Annotated in this window: 9 protein-coding genes; 3 read left to right on the top strand and 6 right to left on the bottom strand. The window is 64.6% G+C overall.

The annotated features are described in order from the left end of the window. The first annotated feature begins 1709 nt into the window (after positions 1–1709). The 3 genes from J2Z17_RS04010 to J2Z17_RS04000 all read left to right on the top strand — a co-directional run bounded on the left by J2Z17_RS04010 (position 1710) and on the right by J2Z17_RS04000 (position 6182). The gene (locus tag J2Z17_RS04010) at positions 1710–1952 is read left to right on the top strand and encodes a WGR domain-containing protein (protein WP_209942446.1); all 243 of its coding nucleotides are present in this window, start codon (positions 1710–1712) and stop codon (positions 1950–1952) included. 620 nt (positions 1953–2572) lie between these two features. After that, complete coding sequence (locus J2Z17_RS04005; RefSeq protein ID WP_209942445.1) at positions 2573–5368, top strand: autotransporter outer membrane beta-barrel domain-containing protein; 2796 nt, start codon at positions 2573–2575, stop codon at positions 5366–5368. 67 nt (positions 5369–5435) lie between these two features. After that, positions 5436–6182, top strand: a complete 747-nt coding sequence (locus J2Z17_RS04000) for a glycosyltransferase family 2 protein (protein WP_209942444.1) — start codon at positions 5436–5438, stop codon at positions 6180–6182. A 33-nt stretch (positions 6183–6215) separates the two neighbouring features. Here J2Z17_RS04000 and J2Z17_RS03995 read toward each other — a convergent pair whose 3' ends face one another. From J2Z17_RS03995 to J2Z17_RS03970, 6 genes are all read right to left on the bottom strand, one after another. Then, positions 6216–8054, bottom strand: coding sequence for a GMC family oxidoreductase (locus J2Z17_RS03995; protein WP_209942443.1), 1839 nt, complete (start codon positions 8052–8054; stop codon positions 6216–6218). Between the two features lie 86 nt (positions 8055–8140). After that, entirely contained in the window at positions 8141–11077 is a 2937-nt protein-coding gene (locus J2Z17_RS03990; RefSeq protein ID WP_209942442.1) for a cytochrome c family protein, read from the bottom strand. A 17-nt stretch (positions 11078–11094) separates the two neighbouring features. Beyond that, complete coding sequence (locus tag J2Z17_RS03985) at positions 11095–12591, bottom strand: c-type cytochrome (protein WP_342454363.1); 1497 nt, start codon at positions 12589–12591, stop codon at positions 11095–11097. Next, positions 12588–13016 (bottom strand): hypothetical protein, encoded by a 429-nt coding sequence (locus tag J2Z17_RS03980; RefSeq protein ID WP_245223860.1) that lies wholly within the window; start codon positions 13014–13016, stop codon positions 12588–12590. Before J2Z17_RS03980 ends, J2Z17_RS03985 begins: the two co-directional genes overlap by 4 nt. Continuing rightward, positions 13016–14557 (bottom strand): c-type cytochrome, encoded by a 1542-nt coding sequence (locus J2Z17_RS03975; protein ID WP_209942439.1) that lies wholly within the window; start codon positions 14555–14557, stop codon positions 13016–13018. The genes J2Z17_RS03980 and J2Z17_RS03975 overlap by 1 nt, the downstream gene beginning before the upstream one ends. Continuing rightward, positions 14554–16050, bottom strand: a complete 1497-nt coding sequence (locus tag J2Z17_RS03970; protein ID WP_209942437.1) for an NADH:flavin oxidoreductase — start codon at positions 16048–16050, stop codon at positions 14554–14556. The genes J2Z17_RS03975 and J2Z17_RS03970 overlap by 4 nt, the downstream gene beginning before the upstream one ends. Positions 16051–16188 lie beyond the last annotated feature (138 nt).

The following is a 16188-nucleotide window of genomic DNA, read 5'->3' as shown; positions in this document are numbered from 1 at the left end:
CATGGGCACGCGGCTGGCCTTGCAGTGGGCGAAAGAGCTGGCGGCACGCAGTCACCACTCAGCCAGCCGATAGGCTTCTCCCCCGATGGACGCACGACATGCAATAAGAACCGGTTCGGTAACGCATTGACGTCGTTGGCGCCGCGCTCCTTATTGAAACGGATATGGTCGCTTGGTTTCGTTACCGCTGCAAGAGTGTCCGTTGACCACCGGTTAACCATAGCCGTTGCTGCCACAGCCTGCTGATTTCGGGGCCGTGCATCTGGTCGGCGCCTTGCCTCGCCGGTTACTTTCATAACGCATCACCCCTTGCCATGTCGATCGCCGGCGACTTGCGTCATTGGGCCTGCGGCGCATGGCACTCGACGAGTCGCGTCAGGATCATCAGGGCGATGGGCTGACCATGCAGATGCTGCTGCATCGGCGCGCGCTGCGGACAACCTCCGTCGGGAGGCTCTGCTGGAGATCCCCGGCGGCGGTCGAAAGGTCGCCGATGCCTGCACGTGACATGCGCCGGCCCGACAGGCGATCGGAAAACGGGCGTCGTCCCGCTGCGCGCCCGGCCCCGCATTTGGAATTTTGAACATCGGCCAGAGCATTCAGCGCGTAGCCCCAGAGCCGCTCGATATCGGCGGGCGTGTCACAACACTGCGCGACGGTACCAGAATTCGGCAGCCGGTGGCCCGCGCTTGCCGCGGCCATCGGCGCTCTAAAAGCACCCTTCGGACGCGAACCTCCCGGAGTGGTCGCGACGGCAACTGGCTCATGTCGACGACGTCGCTCGCCGTGGGCGGTGCGCCGGGTTGCAGCGGCAGAACTCTCCGGCTCACCCCATCGACGGACAGGGGTGAGGCCGCACCGCGATCGTCGATGTCGATGGCGTTCACGAACCCGACACAACGAGCCCCGACAGCACAGACCCACTTGCACGCGCGGTCATGACCATCTCCATCCTTGCCTGAACCGGGTGCTGAAGTGAGGATGCGAAAATCGCGCTCCAGGTTCCGCGGGGCCGTTCCGCACACAGCCGTTGAAGAGCGCTCCGAGGGTCATCGGCGCGGCATGGCTGGTGACGACTGTCGGTCGGCGATGGGGGCCCGGGAGGAGATCCATGTCTTCGTGTCCCATCGTCTGTGATGGCGCGCGCCAAGCCGACGCTGCGGCAATCGACATTCGCTTCGGCACGAACCGAAGGCCGGCTTCAGGCGGGACCGGCTGTCCAGATGACGCGGCTATGGCGCCTGTCCGAACCCGCGCCGGGATCGCGACGTTCGCTGGCGCCGGAGACCTGAGATGATCTGCCTGACCGCAGCGCCCGGAAGCGTTGCGAGGGCAGAAGGAAACGCGCGTACGCACTACATAACGCGCAATGCCGGTTCTCGTCGAAAAGACCCAACAAAGTATGAACACGGCAACATTTCCTCGCGTTCATGCAGATAATTTTTCGCCGGCTACCACGCGGACCGTCAGCGGTGGCTCATCATCGCAACGGCCGGGCCGCCTTCGCCTCCCCGTCCCTGCTCCGCTCAGCCCAGTTGACAGCTGTCAACACACTCTCCGCCGCCTCTCTCCGCTGCAAGGGACGGGTCGCGCAGACATCGCGGTCCCGGCAGGCGTCTGGCCCATCCATCAATCCGATGAATCGCTCGGCCTGAACCGATTCAGAACTCTCGTTGGACCGCGACCGTCTCGAATGAAACTGTCGCGTCATGACCGAACAGCCCATTTATCTCGAACGCATCGACCGACAGCGCAACATGGCGCGCTACTATGCCTTATCGATCGAACCCTCTCTGTTCGGCGACCCGATCCTTGTTCGCCGCTGGGGCCGCATCGGCGGCGCCAGCCAGCAAAAGCTGCAATTCTGTGTCGGCAACAGCGATGCCGAACTGCTGCTGCGACGACTTCTTGCCGCCAAGCGGCGGCGGGGATATCGCGAGCCCGCGATCTAGAGATCGTCGAGTAAGCCGATTGCCGCTTTGACATGCCGGCGCGCAATCGCCGGAGAGCGGGATGCGTCTCAGCCAACGCAGCACGACCGGCCAGGCCGCGGCATACCCGCAACGCCGATCCAACGCCCGCACCCAGGATCTGCCCTGCATTTACCAGTAGAAGGAATGGAAATTGACAGCTGTCAACGGCGGCATCGTCAGCCTGTGTCGAAGCACCAAGGTCAGGCTCTGCCCTTCACGCAATTGCGGCGCCAAACGGCGGATCAAGCCCCCTCCCCGCCAAGTTCGGCGCCCCGCGCCCGAGACAGGCCAGACCGCATTTTGCCGCCTTCGACCAGACTTCGTCAGGCAACGAAACGAGAGCGCCGAGAGTGTTGACAGCTGTCAACAGCCTTGGGAGGCCACGGCGCAAAAGAGGGACTTGCAGGGCTTCCTGACCCTTGCCGGGCAGCAGTAGAAGTGCGCATTGCGGCACGCGCCCACACAAAAACACGGCCAAGCGGGCATGATGGTGCGGATGTCATGCCTCTCGGTGCAGCGCGGCCGCCGCGCCTAAGCCTGCCGGGTCCGTTCACTGTTACGCCGATCGATATTCCCCGCGAATCAGAGGAGACGACATCATGCGTGACATAGACCAACGGCTGCACTTCCCGAGCCCAAGCGCCGTCCTTGTTCGGCAATCCGGCCCGGTTCGAATGTTCGCCCGGCACCGCCGGATCATGCTGCATACGACCGCCCTCGCGGCCGGTATCCTTCTCTCAGCCCTTTTGTTCAAGCTAGGCCATGCGGCAGAACTGATCGTCGACAACGGCGACACCGTTCTGGTGAACGATAGCCGCAGCGTGGATGGAATCCGCGTAAACGACGGCACTCTGCAGATCAACAATGGGGGCGCCGTCACCGTGTTGCCGACGCAAGAGCAGATCGTGGGAGATGGTGCCGGCGCCGCCGGCAAAGTGACCGTCTCCGGCGAGGGTTCGCAACTGAAGATCAACCAGAACAGCTTCCTGATCGGCAATGCGGGCAACGGAACCGTGGAGGTGGACGGCGGCGCCACCGTTTGGCTTCCCGAAGTATTCCTGGGCCGCGAGGTCGGATCCAGCGGCACCATCACGGTGACGGGGGAAGGCTCCAGCGTCAAAGCCGGTGGACGCGTCCATGTCGGCGTGGCCGGCAACGGCTTGCTCTCCGTGACGGGCGGTAGCCACATGTCGGCGAACGGCATCTCCATCGGCTTCACCACAGCAGACGATATCACGGCTGCTGGCGAGGTGTCGGGGCAGGGATCGCTCCTGACATCGTCGTCGGACATCGTTGTCGGAGAATCGGGCGAAGGCACGCTGGCGATCACCGAGGGGGGCGCGGCAGATGCAGAGGGGACGACGGCTGGAAATTCGGCCGGATCGAGCGGCAAGATAGGCGTGTCGGGACCCTCCTCCACGCTGACGACAGCCAATCTCCGCATCGGCAATCAGGGCGACGGGTCCCTGCAGATCGACAACGGCGCGCGGGCGCAGACCCATGCTCTCACGCTCGGCGCCGGCGCGACCGGATATGGCTCGGTCACCGTCGCCGGGTCGGGCTCGATGCTGACGGCGGACGACGCGATCACCGTCGGAGAATACGGCACAGGCACCCTGAACCTGATGGACGGCGCCCGTGTCAGCGCAGACACGCTGTTTCTCGGACAATTGGCAGACGCCGATGGCACCGTCAATATCGGTTCAGCTTCGGGGGAGGCGGCAGCGGCAGCCGGATTGCTGGACGCCTCCAAGCTGGTCTTCGGCAACGGCAGCGGCACGATCATCTTCAACTACAGCGATGCCGATTATCTCTTCTCGGCCGATGTCGCGGGCTATGGTGCCTTCATCCAGGAAGCCGGCTTTACGCACCTGACGGGCGACTATTCCGCCTTTACCGGCAAGGTCGATGTCGCGGGCGGCACGGTCAGCATCGACAGTGATGCAGGGCCGAGCCTGGCCGTCTTGGACGGGGCAGCGCTTGCCGGAACCGGCGCTGCCGGCGATGTGGTTTTCGAGGACGGCGCTCGCTTCGTCTTCGGCCTCACCCAGGATTTCCTCAACACCTCCACCTTGACCATCGGCCAGGATGTCTCTGTCGCGCTGGCGCCGACCAATGGCCGCGTCCTTCACCCCGGCGACGCCTATACGATCATCGACTGGTCGGACGCGCCGGTATCCGGAGCCTTCGAGGGCGTAACAAGCGATTTTGCCGATGAATATGCCTTTTTCGACGTCAGCCTGAACCAGGTGGCAAACAGCATCGTCCTGAATGTCGATCGCAACGGTCAGGGCTTTTCCGATGTCGCGCTGACGCGCAACCAACGGGCCACGGCCAAGGGGATCGAATCGCTCGGCGAAGGCGAGATCTTCGATGCCGTGATCAACGCCAGCGCTGCTGGCGCCCGTGCCGGGTTCGACGCCATGTCCGGCGAGATCCATGCCTCGGTCATGGCCGGCCAGCTTGCCGACGGTGCCGAGATCCGCAACGCCGTGAACGACCGGATGCGCGGGTCGATCGATCCGTTCGTCACCGGCTCCATCGCCCCGGGCCAGGGCTCCGGCCGCCTCGACGAACCGGTCCAGTACTGGGGCCAGGCACGGCACGGCCGAAGCGACGTCGATACCGATGGCAATGCCGCCGCCATGTCGTCACACAATGGCGGCTTGCTGGCCGGCGTGGACGCCGAACGCGAGGACTGGCTTGCGGGTGCGGCGGCCGGCTTCAGCCATGCGCGTTTCCGCGTCGACGACCGCGCCTCTTCTGCCGACAGCGACAATTTCCATCTCGCCTTCTATGGCGCGCGCACCCTCGGGCCGGCCAGTTTTCGCGGCGGCATCGCCTATGACTTTCGCCAGACCGATACGGACAGGGATGTCTCGGTTCTCGGCCTGGATCAGCACCTGACGGCCGGCTATGACAGCCATACCCTGCAGGCCTTCGGTGAGGTCGCCTACCGTATCGACACCGACGTGGCGACGCTGGAACCCTTTACCGGCATATCCGGCAGCCTGCTGATCGATCAGGGCTACCAGGAGAGCGGCGGCAGCGCAGCCCTGAAGGCGAGGACCCAGATCGAGACCCTGCCGCTGGCCACCCTGGGCATGAGAGCCGACCGGATCGTACAGCTTGCCAGCCATGACGTGCGGCTGCACGGCTCTGTCGCCGTGCAGCATTCGTTCGGAGATCGTGACATCTCGACGACCCAGAACTTTGCCGGCGGCCGTGATTTCACCGTCTATGCGACACCCGCCAGCATCAACACGGCGCTCATCGAGGCGGGCCTCGACCTGCCTTTGACCAGGAGCGCCAATCTCGGCTTTGCCTATCAGGGCGCATTCGACAGCGACCACAACAGTCAGGCTTTCAGCACGCGGCTCAATATCGCGTTCTGATGTCGGCCCAGACGCGCCGGCGTGCCGGACAGCGGCTCTGGATCAAAGGCAAGGGGAGAGATGAACGGTGAAGAAGGTCCTTATTGCTACCCCGTGCTTCGGCGGGCAGGTCTACATCAACTACATGCAGTCGGTGCTGAAGATCGTCCTGCAATGCCGCGATCGGGGTTATGCGGTGCATGTCCACCAGGCGACGGACGCGCTGGTGACCCGCGCCCGCAACAATATCGTCGCCGTCTTTCTCGACGGCGACTGGGATTATCTGTTCTGGATCGATGCGGATATCGGCTTCGATCCGGGGCAGTTCTTCCGGCTGCTCGATATCGACCGCGATATTGCCGCCGCCGCCTATCCGCTGAAGCGCTATCACTTTCCGGTCGAGCCGGCCGGTCTTGCCGGGCGCGATCTCGAGACCTCGATGCTACGCTATGCGATCAACCTGCCGGACGGCGTGGTGACAGTCCCAACGGACGGCTTCGTCGAGGTGAGGGACGCCGCGACCGGCTTCATGTGCATCCGGCGCGGGGTGCTGGACGACATGCGCCGCGCCTATCCCGACCTGCACTACCGCTCCGATCAGGATCTCCTCGGCGGACCGGCAAGCACCAACCATTATCTGTTTTTCGACACCCTGCTGGAGGGAGACCGCTATCTCTCCGAGGACTATGCCTTCTGCCGCCGCGCGCAACGGGCAGGCTACCGGATCTGGCTGGATATGTGCAGCGCGTTGCGCCACATGGGACCGCATGAATTCAGGGGATCGATTCCCGAGACGAGCAGGGCTGCGCAACGCAGGTCATCGCCCGGCCGCTGAGAGCGAACACGCGGAGGCGCTCTTTGGTCGGTGTCATGACCCCTCCGACGGCACGACCTCATCGAGCAGCGTGTCGGCCGCCTTCTCGGCGATCATGTAGACGGCGCTGGCGAGAAAATAGCCGGGGATGCGCGGGAAGACCGAGGCATCGACGACCCGCAGCCCCTCCACCCCATAAACCCGAAATTTGCTGTCGATCACCCCACCCTGCTCGCGTGGGCCGATCGGGCAGGTGCCGCAGGCATGATGGCCCCAGGCATTGGCCGCGATGTAATCCTTCAGCGCGGCGTCGCTGTCGCGCCAGCGGCCGGGCTCCTCCTCCTCCGCCACATCGGCGTCCATGGCATCCGCCACATGGCGGACGAAACGCACCCCGGCGACCAGGGCATCGAGGTCGTGCTCATGGTCGCCATCGCCCTCGGCGAAGGAATGGAAGGTAATGCGGGGTGGAACGCGATGGTCGGCGCTTTGCAGGCGCACGGTCCCGGCGGCATTGTCCGTATAGGCCTTCAGCACCACCCAGCTCATATAATTGCCCTTGCGGATGCGCGTCGAATAGCCGGGATAATAGCCCCGGAAATCCGCGAGCAGCGAGAAGCAGTGGAGGTCGGGCACGGCAAGGCCGGCACGGGATTTCAGCAGCAGCGAGAACATCACGCCATTGCTGGTATAGTTACCGAGGCGTAAACGCCGCCACATCCGGTAGCTGCGATCGCGGACCGTGTAGGTGACACCCTGCAGGTTCGGCCAGGCGGCCTTCATCCGGCTGACAACGCCGATCTCGTAGCGGTCCTGCAGGTTGCAGCCGACGCGGGGCAGGGGCTCGACCAGCGGAATGCCAAGCCCGCCGAGATGCACGGGATCGCCGATGCCCGACAGCATCAGCAGCTGAGGCGTGGCAAAACTGCCGCCGGCGAGAAGTGTCTCCCGGCGGGATTTAAGAATATATTCCTCCCCATCTCTGCCAATGCAACGGACACCCGTGGCGCGGCGACCGTCGAACAGGATCTGCGTCACCCGGGTGCGAAGCCGGATCTGCAGCCGGTCCGGGCAACGCCGGGCGACATCGACGAGCCGCTCGCGGGGCCCCTCGCGCCGGTGTCTCCGGGTCGAGAGCGGCGCCATGCGCACGCCGCTTGCTCCGATGTTCCAGCCGCGATGGTCATTCGGGTCGAAGGCCGCCGTCTCGAAACTTGCGCCCCGATGCCCGAACGCGTCGGCCGCTGCACCGATCGAGCGCAGCACGGATTGCCAGAGCAACCGGTCGCGGACCGGCCGCAGCGGAAACACCCATTCGGTGGTCATCCAGCCGCGCCAGCCGTGGCCGGTCGGGTTCAGCCCCGTCAGCGCTTGGAGCCAGCGCCAGAGGAAGGAGCGGTAGCGACACCGTTCGATCCGCTCGAAATAGGCCTGCATCCGGCTCGCCCGCCAGCTTTCGTCGCCGGTGATGTCGGCGATGTGGTTCCAGTCGCAGGCATTCGGCTTGACGATGATCATCGCGTGATGGGCCGTGCAGCCGCCAAGCCCCTGTGCCCGCGGGTAGAGCACCCCGTCATGCTCCGCGCTGTAGCGCCAGTCCCTTTGCTGCATCTGCCGGTCAGCATAGTGGCGCACCCAATGATCGGCGGTCATGCCCTCGTGTTCGGTGGAAAAGGCATGGAAGGCCGGCACGCTGCAGGCATCGGCAAGCGGCATATCGCTTGCCGCGTCCCCGTCCGCCTGATCGCCATACTCCTGCGCCAGCGGATCGCAGCCGGCCTCGATGACGATGACCGTGCAGCCGGCTTCGGCAAGTCTGGCGGCGAGCACCGCTCCGCCGGCACCGGCGCCCACGACAATATAATCCGCCTCGAAAGGCCGGCCGCCGCTCATGGCTTCGCCGTCTACAGTTCTAGACCCCGGTCCGCCTGCAGCACCCTTCCGTTCGCGTCCATCAGGGGAGGGGGGCTCCGTCATCGTCAGAACTGCTTCACATAGGAGATCAGCGCCTCCTTGTCGGCCGGCGGCAGGTCGGCACCGAAGGCATGGCCGGCATTGACCACGTAATCGGGGCATTTGCTAAGGCCCACCAGCCGATCGATCAGCCCAGTTTCGCGCACCACCGTCTCGGCATGAGTGCGCACCTGCGGGTCCGCCAGCTCGTCCGGCGTGCACTGGCCACCCAGCCGGGCAAAGGTCTCGATCAGCGCCGGCGCATTGGCGAGCAGCCGCTTGTAGGTGTCGAACGGCGCGGGATCGTCATGGTCGGGCAGAAGCTGGGTATTGGTCAGCGCGTTGATCGGAAAATCGGCCGGGAAGGGGCCGAGGGTGATCGAGCCGTCGTGCTTGAAGGCCCAGGGCGCGACCGTGTTGAGGATACGGCTGAAGGGCCGGATCGCCTCCGGCACGAAACCCTTGGGCACGATCAGGCAGGACGGCGCGCTGGTGCGGTAGATATAGCCCGGCACCGGCTCTTTCGTCACCGTGTCGCGGCGCCGGGTTTCCGGCGACAACATCTGGCGCAGCGAGGTTTCGAACAACGCCAGCCGGTTTTCGACGCAGGGCATATAGGGTGCCGAGGGATCGCCGCTCGGGCAGGCCGAGCCATAACCGGTTTGATAGGTGCCGTAGACCTTGGCGGAGCTTGCAGCCGTCCCGGGGGAGGGGAGGGGAGGGGAGGCAAGGGAAGGGGAGGCAAGGGGAGACAGCGCATCGGAGACCGGCGTGACCGCGCCATAGGCGGCAGAAGGCGCCGGGCCTGCCGCGGTCGCCAGACCGGCGACCTGTCTTCCGGCGGTCCCCTCGCCGGAATAATAGTCGGGATGGCCGACCGAATTGTTGAGCAGATAGGGCGCCGTCGACCAGAGCGAGACCAGCGAGGCCGGCCGGATATAGCCGCGGCCGTTCCCAAGCGGCTGGAAGGGGGCGGCCCCGCCCGACACCGGATGGTGGATCGTCACTTCGCCTGAAGGCGGCAGGGTCTTGTAGGTCGACGAGGTGAAATTGTCCCAGATGTCGCCGGCAAGGCCATTGGTGGCGATCGCGCTGCAGGCATTGGTGCCGAGCAGGTCGAGCGGCACGCGGCGCTCCGTCGACAGATAATTTCCCTCGAGGAAGTCCGGCTGCTCGACAAGCGCGCGCATGCCGGCCTTGAACGCGTCCGAACGGGCCCAGGCCCAGTAGCGATCCCAGCACTGGCGGTATTGCGGCCCGGCACCGCCGCCCGCACATTGGCCGAGATCGACGCCGTAGGAAACCGGCGGAACCGGCTGCTTGCTCGAATGGCAGGCAGCGCAGGTCTCGGCAAAGACCACACGGCCACGCGCCACCTGCTCCGGCGGCCGATTGGCGATCTGGTCCTTGTAGCCATCGAGATCCGCCAGCCTGTCGGCGCGCGCCGTCACCAGGAAGAAGGTCGCCATATCGGCCGTCATCGCTTCCGTTGCCTGCCAATAGACGGAGTTCTTCTTGGCATCGGCGATCCTGATCGGCGAAATCTTCTGGCCGCCGAGGAAGGGGCGAAAATGCAACAGCCATTCCTCGCTGAACAGGCCGATATTGAGATAGACCCGGTTCAGCGCGCCGAGCGTGCCGACCGAATCCGAGCCGTCCTTCAGCACCCGCATCGACAGCGACTTTCCGGATGTCTCGTCATAGAAGGCGGACAGTTTCGCGGTCTGCGGATAATCCTGGAACTGCCGGTTGTCGCGCTCGCCGCCTTCGAGCGTCTCCTGCCCGGCTTTCGCAGCGGTTTGAAGACGGGCGGCCACCTCGTAGACGGCGTTCATCGTGCGCGGATTGTTCATGTAGTCGCTGGAGACCAGCGAGGTGTCGAGGGTGCCCGGCGGATTGGTGTGGAACAGCTGGAAGAGAAAATTGCCCTCGTTCTGCGATGGCTTGCCGTCCTTGCCGCGCGGCGCGGTATTCCAGAAGAAGATCCGGTCGACCCAGAAATACTGGGCCCCAGGATTGGAGGCGATATCGGCGAATGCCGGCTTTTCGACATTGCCGGGCGTGTGCATCGGATTGGGCCCGACATGGCAGAAGGCGCAGGACATGCCGACCCGGTAGGGGCGCACCAGGTCGCCGCGGTTATAGTAGTCGGGATCGGTGTAATAGCGCTTGGGGTCCCAGGCCTTCGCCGCCGTCTCGTCGAAATCCGGGTTGGCAAACAGCCTGAGGCCCATGACCCCCGTCGGCTCGCCATAATAGGAACCAACGGGCAGGGTCACGGTCTTGCCGGTCGCCGTGTTCAGCACCGGCTTGCCGCGCTGCCCGACGGCAACCCCCGGATAGCGCTTGTCGGCTGCCGGATTGCCGCCGAACGGGTCCTCGCCGCCTTCGCAATCCCTGTCGCGCTGGTCGATCCAGAGGCCGAAATGCTCCGGATCGGGCCCGGCGGGCTTTTCGAAACAGGGCTCGTTGATGAGGCCGAGATAGCGAAAGCGGTTGTCATGACCATAGGCCTGCGAGGGATGCGAGGAGATGGTCTTCAGCAGGTCGAAGCTGCCGATCGTGTTTCTCGCCGCATAGTCCCAGAAGCGGTCATTGCCGCCGGTCCAGACCAGCCAGGCATTCTGCCCCCGCACCGCCGCCTGCCGCACCGCCTCGGGCTCAAGCCCGGTCGCCGCCGCGACCTCCAGCACCTCCTTCGGATAGGAACTGCCCTCTGTCGGCGTCAGCAGCAGCCCCTTGTCCATGGCAGCGAAATAGGGCTCGCCGGCGCCGGGGAACTGTTCGGCCTTGCGGCCGGCCGCGCGCGCCTCGTCCTCGACCTTGCCGAACCTGTCCGTCGGCCCCTCGATCAGCGACCAGACGAGCACCCCGACGGCGACAAGGGCCACGATGCCGAGGGTCAACAGGGCCGCGACCGCCCAGAGGACGTAATGTGTGATGCGCCGGGTGATCGTGGTCATCGTTTTCTCCCTGGCCGTCAGAGCGTCTTCAGATAGGCAAGCAGGCTTTCCTTCGCCTGCGGTGAAAGATCGGTGCCCCAGAGATGGCCGGTGTTGGCGTTTCCGGGCAGGGTCGTGTCGTAGAGGCTGGCGGCGACCGGCGGACTGGCGGGGCTGGCCGGCATGTTCGTCGCAACGAAGCCGCCATTCTCGGCATCGACAAGATCGCTGCCGCGAAAGAAGGTCTTCGGCCGAGCGTCCGGGGTCTTCAGCAGATCGCGCAGGCTCGGCACCGAGCCGTTATGCAGATAGGGTGCGCGCAACCACAAGCCTTCGAGACCGACCGCGACATAGCCTTCGGCCTTCTCGAAATGGGTGAAATTCCAGGCATAATCGTCTTCGTAGGCGGCGTAGCGACTGCGCGCTGCCGGCGACCACATGTCGATGCGGTGGCGGTCCGTGCCAAGCTCGACGATCGGGACAGGCGTGCGGAAACGCGCGCCGTCGGGCGCATGGCAGACGGCGCAGTTGTCCCGGTAGATCTTCTGCCCCTCGGCAAAGGCATAGGCATCGACATGGAAGGGGCTGTCGATCGGAGCACCGGGGCTGAACGGCGAGGGGGGAGGGGCCTCGACCCTGGCGAAATCCTCCATCCGCGCCAGATTGTCATTGGTGCGCGGATAGGTCTTGAAGCTCATTCCGTCGCCGATCGCGCCCGACACCACGGTCTCGTGCACATCGGTCTGCAATCCGTCCCAGTGCAGCGAATAGGTTCTGGTATTGCTGGCGGCGAGCGTCTTCAGGTTCCAGAGCGGCATCATGTCGGAATTGCCGATCGTGCCGTCGTCGGGCAGTTTCAGGTTCTGGAATTTCACCGGATTGAACGGGTCGATGCGCCCCGGTCCCCAGTCGGGCCGCGACGCCATCCAGGCGAACCGCTCGCCTTGCGCCCTCAGCGCCTGCCGCGTGGCGGGCACCAGCGCGAAACGATAGAGCAGGCGCTCGATCAGCGGCATGTCGGTAAGCGTTGCGATCTCGGCCATGATCCGCCCGGAGGTAAAGCGCGGATCGGCGCCCGCCGTCATCAGGAAGCGGATATAGGCCTGCGGATCGACCCGGGTGCCGGCCCCGGCACTGACGAAGACCCGGGGCTGGTCGGGAGACAGCCTGTAGCTGCCCTGGTGGCAGAAGCCGCAATTGGGCGAGACCCGATCAATGATGCCGAGCCGCGTCAGCGAAAAGCCCATGGGCACGGCGTCGCCGGCGCGCCAGTACACGCCGAAATTGCCGTAGCCGTCGCCATTGCCGGGCACCAGATCGGGAAACACCTGCGGCAGCACCCGCCAGATCCAGTAGGGCAGGCCTTGCGCCTCCTCGTTGCCGATCGAGCCGTGGTTGAAGATCTCCGCCAGATCATTGGTCTTCGCCTCGGCGACCGGCCGGAAAAGCAGGAGATAGGCCGACAAGGCGCCGACGACGACGAGTGCCAGCACGACGGCGAGGGTTTTCCAGAACAGGCGCGACAACGGGTTCACGGGTGGGCTCCCTCGCGCAATTGCTGCTCGATGCGGGTGATCTTCAACAGGCAGAGCAGCGCCAGGAGCCCGAAGGTGCCGTCGAGCAGGGCGCCGGCGAAATATCCCATCGGCTCGCCGAAGGCGAAGACCTGCAGGAAGCAGTAAAGCGCGCCGAACGTGCGCGACGGAAAGACCGCCATCCAGGCGATCACCCGGTAGCGATCGACGTCGAGGATGGAGGGAATGTAGAAGATCGACACCAGCCCGAGCAGGCCGGCGGCAAGCCGCACCCAGAACAGCTGGTTGACGATCACGCCGAACAGGCCGAGGAACCAGACGGGGCAGAAAAACAGCGGCAGGACAAAGGCGAAGTTCGCCAGGATGCCGATCCACATCACCACCGCATAGCGAAATTTCCATCGGGCGAGCGAGCGGGTCTTCATCACAGCGCCTTCATGTATTCGACAAGCGCATCCTTGTCGGTGTCGACGAGATCCGTGCCATAGGCCGGCCCCTCGTGGCCGCGATTGGAATTGCCGGGAAGGGTGGTGTCATAGGCAAACAGGTCGCCGCCGGGGGCTGCGGCATCCGTGCGATAGCCGACCTTGCTCAGATCGAGCTCGTCGCTGCCCCGGTACCAGAGCTTCGGCCGGCGGCCGAAGGGCTCCAGCAGGTCGCGCAGGGTCGGCACCGAACCATTATGCAGATAAGGCGAGCGCGCCCATATGCCGTCGAGCGGATGGTTGGCATAGCCGTCGGTCTTGTGGAACCGGTGGAAGCGCCAGGGATAGCCGGCATAGAGCAGGTTCTGGGCGGCGGCGAAATCCGGCGTATAGGAGGCGAACCGGCCGGGATCCGTGCCGATCCGGTCAAGCGCGACCGTGTGGCCGAGCCGCGGGAAGCGGTCGCGGTCATAGCTGTAGGTGCTGCCCTTGCCGAGCTCCGGCTTGTAGCCGTGGCAGCCGGCACAATATTCGACGAACAGGGCGCGCCCGCGCTCGGCCTTGGCCACGTCGATCCCGTCGAAATCCGGATAGGCGGGCGCCGGCCTGGTCCACATCCAGCGCTCGATCCGGCCGATGGCCGGACGGTCGACGGTCACCGGCGTGACGCCGGCGCCAAGCGCGGCACTCAGGTTGCGCTCGGCGACGCTGTCATTATTGCCGTCCCAGTGCAGGTTCATGCCGTCACGCGGCGCCTGCTGCCATATCGACGGATAGTCCGACGAACCGTTGAGCGCGACATCGGAGATATGCCCGGCATCCATCGGGAAATTGAATTGCAGCGCCTTGTAGGGATTGAAGGTGTCGACCCGGCCGGGGCCCCAGGGCTTCTGCCGCTGAACGAAGGCCAGCCTTTTGCCGAGATCGAGGAAGGCGTGCTTCAGCCGGGGAAAGACGATGTGGCGGTAGATCAGCCGCTCGAAGACATTGAGGTCGCCGCCGACCTCCGGGCTATCGATCGCAGCGATCAGCGTATCGGCGTTGAAGCCGGGATCGGTGCCGAGATCGGCGAAGAACCGGATGAAGTCCTGCAGGCGCAGATTGTTGGAGGGCGCACCGGGGATCAGCTGGCGCGTGGCGGTGCCGGGCATCCGGTAGGTGCCGACATGACAGGCAGCGCAGTTGAGCCAGACCCGCTCGACGCCGGTGACGACGCGGCGCGAGACGCCGATCGGCAGGTCGTCACCCGGCTTTTCGTAGAGAAAACCGAAATGGCCCCAGCCGGTCGGGCCCAGCCGGTCGCGGTACATCACCGGCAGGGCCTTGAACACCCAATAGGGTGGGCCGGTCGCCGTCTCGCTGCCGATCGAGCCATGCAGGAAATGCTGCTCGGGATCGTCATAGGCCACCACATACTGGTTGACGGCGACGGCCCAGTAGAGAATGGCGGCGATCACCGCGAGGATTACCACGCGCCAGATCCAGCGCTTGCGGGAAAGGGCCTGCTCGACCGGCGTTCTGGGATCGTTGATCTCGCTCATTCCCCTGCCTCCGGCAACGGCTCGCCCGCCTGCGGCATCGTCTCGCCGGCGAGGGTCGGCGCAGGGGCCAGCGGATCGGGCAGGGGCTTGGAACTGCCGATCCGCGAATAGGTCGGCGGGGTGAAGACCGACATCACCTCGGCAATCATCGCCGCATGGCGTTCCTCGAAGCTGTCACCGGGAAAGCGGCTGACCTCATAGCAGCCGAGCGGGTTTTCCAGGTCGTTCAGCAGGCATTTGTTGCAATAGGTGCATTCGCGGCTCGGTTCCGGACTGTTGAAGGTCTCGAGGATCTGCGGCAGATCGTTATTGGCAAGCAGCGGGCGGGCCATCGACACCCCGTCGCAGGCGCCCGATCGGATTGCGCCTGCAATCACGTCGGCATGCTGGAAGCCGCCGGTACAGAGAACCTTGACGCTCGGGTCGATCTTTCTGACCGCCTCGGTGACGGTGCGGGCATAGTCGAGATTGATCCCCTCGATCACCTTGCCGCGGCGCCAGCGCCAATAGGCGACGAAGGCGGGGCCCAAGAGCGCATTGTTGAAGATGCCGTAGTTGAACCGTGCCCTGGTGCCTTGCGACAGCATGCCGTCATACCAGCGCCGGAGATCGTTGAGCGGCATGTCGCCGGGGGGATTGCGCGGATGCGGGAAGGTCGAGCCGGAGGAAACATGGAACGCGTCGACGCCCTTGCCATCGTCGAGCAGCAGCTGGCAGATCTTGACCGTCTCGTCGAGCGTATTGCCCTTGCCGGTCCACGGATAGAGCCAGTTGTTGTGGTCGACGCCGTTGATCTTCATCTGCAGATGAAAGTCGGGGCCGACCTTTTCACGGATGGCGCGGACGATCTCCAGCACGAAGCGGGCGCGGCCCTGCCAGTTGCCGCCATATTCGTCGTCGCGGTCGTTGATGCCGGAGGACAGGAACTGGGTGATCAGATAGCCGTTGGCGCCGTGCAGTTCGACGCCGTCGAGACCGGCCTCCCTGGCACGGCGCGCGCCCTCGGCGAACTGGCCGACGACCATGCGGATCTCGGCCTTGCTCATCTTCTGGGCGAGAAGCCCGTGAAAATAGTCGCTCTTGCTGGTGGAGCTGAGGCCCTTGTTATAGAGGTTTTCGGCTCCGCCCATGTCCTGCTGGCGGCCGGAATGGCTGAGCTGCAGGATGAATTTGCAGCCATAGGGATGCACCCGCTCGCCGACCGCCCGCCAGAACGGGATCTTGTCGTCGTCGTCGATCATGGCGTAGCGCACCAGGATGCGGCCGCGCACCGAAACGGGGGTGAACGAGGAGATGATGCAGCCGATGCCGCCGCGCGCAAACTTCTCCTCGAAGTTGAGCCGGGCATTGCCGCCGTGACCGTTGTAGTCGTCGAACTGACCGGAAATATTGGAGCGGAAAAGGCGGTTCTTCACCGTCAGGTGACGGAAGGTCAGCGCGTCGAAGATCAGCGCAACATTGTCTTCCTGGCGGTATTGCATATCGTCATGCATCTTCGTCTTCCCAATCGTTCATTGGTCAGTCGGTACGGCGCAATCGATGAAGTCTGTGCAACTTAACCCAATCTATCCGCGAAGATTATTTCAGTTCCTTGTGATCGACAACGCGGCGGATCGTTAAAAATCTGTGAA

The organism is Heterorhizobium halophytocola, from assembly GCF_017873095.1.
GTDB lineage: Bacteria > Pseudomonadota > Alphaproteobacteria > Rhizobiales > Rhizobiaceae > Allorhizobium > Allorhizobium halophytocola.
This window is presented reverse-complemented; position numbering and strand designations above follow the sequence as displayed.

Coding starts and splice junctions, on each gene's coding strand:
- J2Z17_RS03995 (WP_209942443.1), bottom strand. CDS start 8,054: ATGAGCGGCGGCCGGCCTTTCGAGGCGGATTATATTGTCGTGGGCGCC.
- J2Z17_RS04010 (WP_209942446.1), top strand. CDS start 1,710: ATGACCGAACAGCCCATTTATCTCGAACGCATCGACCGACAGCGCAAC.
- J2Z17_RS04005 (WP_209942445.1), top strand. CDS start 2,573: ATGCGTGACATAGACCAACGGCTGCACTTCCCGAGCCCAAGCGCCGTC.
- J2Z17_RS03980 (WP_245223860.1), bottom strand. CDS start 13,016: ATGAAGACCCGCTCGCTCGCCCGATGGAAATTTCGCTATGCGGTGGTG.
- J2Z17_RS03990 (WP_209942442.1), bottom strand. CDS start 11,077: ATGACCACGATCACCCGGCGCATCACACATTACGTCCTCTGGGCGGTC.
- J2Z17_RS03975 (WP_209942439.1), bottom strand. CDS start 14,557: ATGAGCGAGATCAACGATCCCAGAACGCCGGTCGAGCAGGCCCTTTCC.
- J2Z17_RS03970 (WP_209942437.1), bottom strand. CDS start 16,050: ATGCATGACGATATGCAATACCGCCAGGAAGACAATGTTGCGCTGATC.